Raw genomic sequence first — 4,531 nt, 5'->3', positions numbered from 1 at the left:
CTTCACGGACGGTGTCCGCACGCTCCAAGACGAAGGTGTGACCCGGTTCTTCGAGCTTGGCCCGGACGGTGTGCTGACGGCGATGGCGCGGCAGTCGGTCGAGGACGACGCCGTGTTCGTGTCGGCGTTGCGCGCCCGCCACGCGGAGCCGGACACCTTCGCGGCTTTCCTGGCGCAGGCGCACATCGCCGGCGCCACCGTCGACTGGGCCGCGTTCTACGAAAACACGGGTGCCCGTCGGGTCGCGTTGCCGACCTACGCCTTCCAGCGCGAGCACTACCGGCTTCCGTCGGGTGTCGGCGCGGGTGACGCCGGCTCGGCCGGCCTGGACCGGTTCGACCACCCGCTGCTGGCGGCGGCGGTCCTGGTGGGTGACCGGAACGAGTGGTTGTTCACCGGACGGCTGTCGCACGACACCGCGCCGTGGGTGGGCGACCACGCGGTGCTGGGCGTGGTGACCCTCCCCGGCACGGCACTGGTCGAGCTCGCCGCTGTCGCAGGCCGCCACGCGGGCAGCCCAGTGGTCGAAGAACTGCTGGTCGAAGCCCCGCTGGTCCTGGCGGGTGACGTGCGGCAGCTGCAGGTCGTGGTCGGCGAACCGACCGACGACGGCCGCCGTCCGATCGCGATCTACTCGCGGCCCGAGACGTCCGGGGACGACGACCAGCACGCCGAGACGTGCCACGCGCGCGGAACGCTCGCCCTGGACGAGTCGACCGCGCGGTCCTGGCTGCCGCTGGAGTGGCCGCCGGTCGACGCCGAACCCGTCGAGATCGAAGCCCTGTACGCGCGGCTGGCGGACATCGGCTTCGACCACGGACCGGCCTTCCAGAGCCTGCGGGCGGCATGGCGAGACGGCGACGACCTCTACGCCGAGGTCGCGCTGCCCGAAGAGCACGCCGGGAGCGCGTCGGAGTTCGGCGTCCACCCCGTGCTGTTCGACGCGGTGTTCCACGGCCCGCTGGCCGCGAAGCCGACGGCCGAGCTGCCCTCCTCCTGGTCGGGCGTCCGCCTGGGCCAGGGCGGTCTGGCGAGTGTGCGGGCACGGATCAGCCGGACGGGCGGATCGGCCTTGCGGGTCGACCTCGCCGGCGAGAACGGCGAGCTGGTGGCGACCGTCGCGAAGGTCGCGTTCTGCCCGGTCGACCAGGCACAGCTCGAACCGGGCGGCCGGTCGAACCCGCTGTTCACCGTCACCTGGAACCCCGTGGTCCCCACCCCGCGCCATGGCGCGGACCAGGCGCACGCCCCGACGTCCGACTTTGTCGTCGCGGTGATCGAGTCCTCGGAGCAGACGGCCGATGTGGCCGAGGCGGCACGGGAAGTCGCCCACAACGCGCTGGCCGTGGTGCAGCAGTGGCTGGCGAGCGAACCGCAGTCTGCCGCGCGGCTCGTTGTCGTTACGCGTCAAGGGATCGCGGTCGGTGGCGAGTCCCCGGACCTCGCCCAGGCTGCGGTGCTGGGGCTCGTGCGCAGTGCCCAGTCCGAGCACCCCGGCCGGTTCGTGCTGGCCGACGTCGACCTCGACATCGAGGGCGACGGGATCGACTGGGACTCGTTGATCGAGCTGGACGAGCCGGTGCTGGCCCTGCGCGAGGGCCGGTGGCTCGCACCGAGGCTCACCCGCGCGGATGAGCCGCGAGGGCCGTTGCCGCAGCTCGACCCGAACGGGACCGTGCTCGTCACCGGCGGCACAGGTGGTCTGGGCGCCCTGGTAGCCCGTCACCTCGCCCACGCTTCGGGTGCGCGGCGGTTGGTGCTCGCCAGCAGGCGCGGACCTGCGGCGGAAGGCGCGGACGCGCTGGTCGCTGACCTCGAAGCGGTCGGCTGTGAGGTCCGGGCGGTGGCCTGCGACGTCACCGATCGCGACCAGTTGGCAGACCTGATCGGTTCGCTGGAGCACCCGCTGACGGCGGTGGTGCACGCGGCCGGTGTGCTGGACGACGGCGTGGTCGAATCGCTCACACCCGAGCGGCTGGACGACGTCCTGCGGCCGAAGCTCACCGCGGCCCTGCACCTGCACGACCTGACCGCGGGCATGGACCTGTCGGCGTTCGTGCTGTTCTCCTCGGTCTCGGGACTGCTCGGCAGCCCCGGTCAGGCGAACTACGCGGCGGCCAACGCCTCCCTCGACGCACTCGCCGCCGTCCGCCGCGCCGCGGGCCTGCCCGCGACCTCGGTCGCGTGGGGACTGTGGGCGGACCAGGGCATGGCGGGCAAGCTCGACGCGGGCAATGCCAGGCGCTGGGAGCGGATGGGCGTCCAGGGGCTCTCCGCGGAACTCGGCTTGGAGCTGTTCGACGCGGCCCGGCGGCTGGACGTGGCGTTGTCGGTGCCGGTGCGGCTCGACACCGGTGTGCTGCGGGAGCAGGCGAAGGCCGGCACGTTGCCCGCGTTGCTGCGCGGCCTGGTGCGGATGCCGGTGCGTCGCGCCGGCGCCGGTGGTTCGTTGGCGCGGCGGCTGGCCGACCTGCCCGAGGGCGACCGACCGCGCGCGGTGCTGGAACTGGTGCAGGCGCAGGTCGCCGCGGTGCTGGGGCACACGTCGGCGGTGGCGGTCGATCCCGAGCGGGCGTTCAAGGAGCTGGGGTTCGACTCGCTGGCGGGCGTCGAGCTGCGCACCCGGTTGATCGAGACCTGCGGTGTGCGGCTGCCGATGACGTTGGTGTTCGACCACCCGACGTCCGCCGCGGTGGCCCGGTTCCTGCTGGCCGAGGTCGGCGGGGCCGAAGAGGTCACCCGGCCGGTCGCACGGGCGCGGAGCGCGAAGGCCGACGAGCCGTTGGCGATCGTGGGCATGAGTTGCCGGTACCCCGGTGGTGTCGCCTCGCCCGCCGAGCTGTGGCAGCTGGTGTCGGAGGGCCGTGACGCGATCACCGGCCTGCCGGAGGACCGCGGTTGGGACCTGGAGCGGCTGTACGACCCGGACCCCGAGAAGCTGGGGACGGTGTACACGCGTGGCGGCGGTTTCGTCGACACCGTGGGAGATTTCGACGCCGGGTTCTTCGGGATCAGCCCGCGCGAGGCGCTGGCCACCGATCCGCAGCAGCGGTTGATGCTGGAGGCGGCGTGGGAGGCGTTCGAGGACGCCGGGATCGACCCCACGACGTTGAAGGGCACGGACACCGGTGTCTTCTGCGGTGTCATGTCCCAGCACGACTACGGCGGCTCGATGCCACCGGAGCTGGAGGGCTTCCGCCTGGCGGGCACCACGTCGAGCGTGGTGTCCGGTCGGGTCGCCTACACCTTCGGGTTGGAAGGCCCGGCGGTGTCCGTCGACACGGCGTGTTCGTCGTCGCTCGTGGCGCTGCACTTGGCGTCGCAGGCCTTGCGCTCCGGTGAGTGCTCGCTGGCGCTGGCCGGTGGCGTGACCGTCCTTTCCGGACCCTTCCTGCTGACGGAGTTCAGTCGCCAGCGCGGTTTGGCACCGGACGGGCGTTGCAAGTCGTACGCGGCGGCGGCGGACGGGACCGGGTTCTCCGACGGCCTTGGCCTGCTGGTGCTGGAACGGCTGTCCGACGCCAGGCGCAACGGCCACCGGATTCTCGGTGTGGTGCGCGGCAGCGCGATCAACCAGGACGGCGCGAGCAACGGCCTGACCGCGCCGAACGGCCCGTCGCAGGTCCGCGTGATCCGGCAGGCGCTCGCCAACGCCGGCCTGTCGCCGGCCGATGTGGACGCCGTGGAAGGCCACGGGACGGGCACCCGGCTGGGTGACCCGATCGAGGCACAGGCCCTCCTGGCCACGTACGGCAGTGAACGGGAGAACGGCCCGCTGCGGTTGGGGTCGCTCAAGTCGAACATCGGGCACACGTCGGCAGCCGCCGGTGTCGCCGGTGTGATCAAGATGGTCATGGCGCTGCGGAACGGAATGCTGCCGCGGACGCTGAACGTCGACGCGCCATCGCCGCACGTCGACTGGAGCGCCGGGCAGATCAGGCTGCTCACCGAGCCCGAGCCGTGGCAGGGGTCGACCCGTCCGCGTCGTGCGGGTGTGTCGTCGTTCGGGATCAGCGGCACCAACGCGCACGTGATCATCGAAGAGGCGCCGTCCGCCGAGGAAGCGGATCGGGACGACCGCGCGCCGCTACCGGTTCCCGTGCTGGTGTCGGCGAAGACCGAAGTCGCGCTGCGGGCGCAGGCCGACCGCCTGCGAGCCCACCTGCTCGCACGGCCCGAGCTGGAGCCGTTGGACGTGGCGTTCACGGCGGCCACCAAGCGGGCGCAGCTGGATCGGCGTGCCGCGGTCGTGGCCGCCGACCGCGAAGGTCTGTTGGCGGGCCTGTCGGCGCTGGCGGATGGCGGTCCGGGCGCGGGGGTGTTCGACGCGTCGCCGGTGCAGGGCAAGTCGGCGTTCCTGTTCACGGGTCAGGGTGCGCAGCGTGCGGGGATGGGTGTTGCCCTTGCGGCGTCGTTCCCGCGTTTCGCCGAGGCTTTGGACGAGGTGTGCGCTGAACTCGACCCGAGGCTGGGTCGTTCGCTGATGGACCTGCTTTCCGCGTCTGAGGGTTCGCCTGAGGCTGCGTTGTTG

1 protein-coding gene is annotated in these 4,531 nt (G+C 72.4%); it reads left to right on the top strand.

Annotated features, from left to right (window positions below):
* Positions 1-37 precede the first annotated feature (37 nt).
* A partial coding sequence (locus tag OQ02_RS44535) for an SDR family NAD(P)-dependent oxidoreductase (RefSeq protein WP_156077612.1) occupies positions 38-4,531 on the top strand: 4,494 nt, incomplete at its 3' end.

Origin of the sequence: Saccharothrix sp. NRRL B-16314 (genome assembly GCF_000716595.1) — a bacterium.
Lineage (GTDB): Bacteria > Actinomycetota > Actinomycetes > Mycobacteriales > Pseudonocardiaceae > Actinosynnema.
Note: the sequence above shows the minus strand (reverse complement) of the source record. Positions and strands in the feature narration are given on the sequence as shown.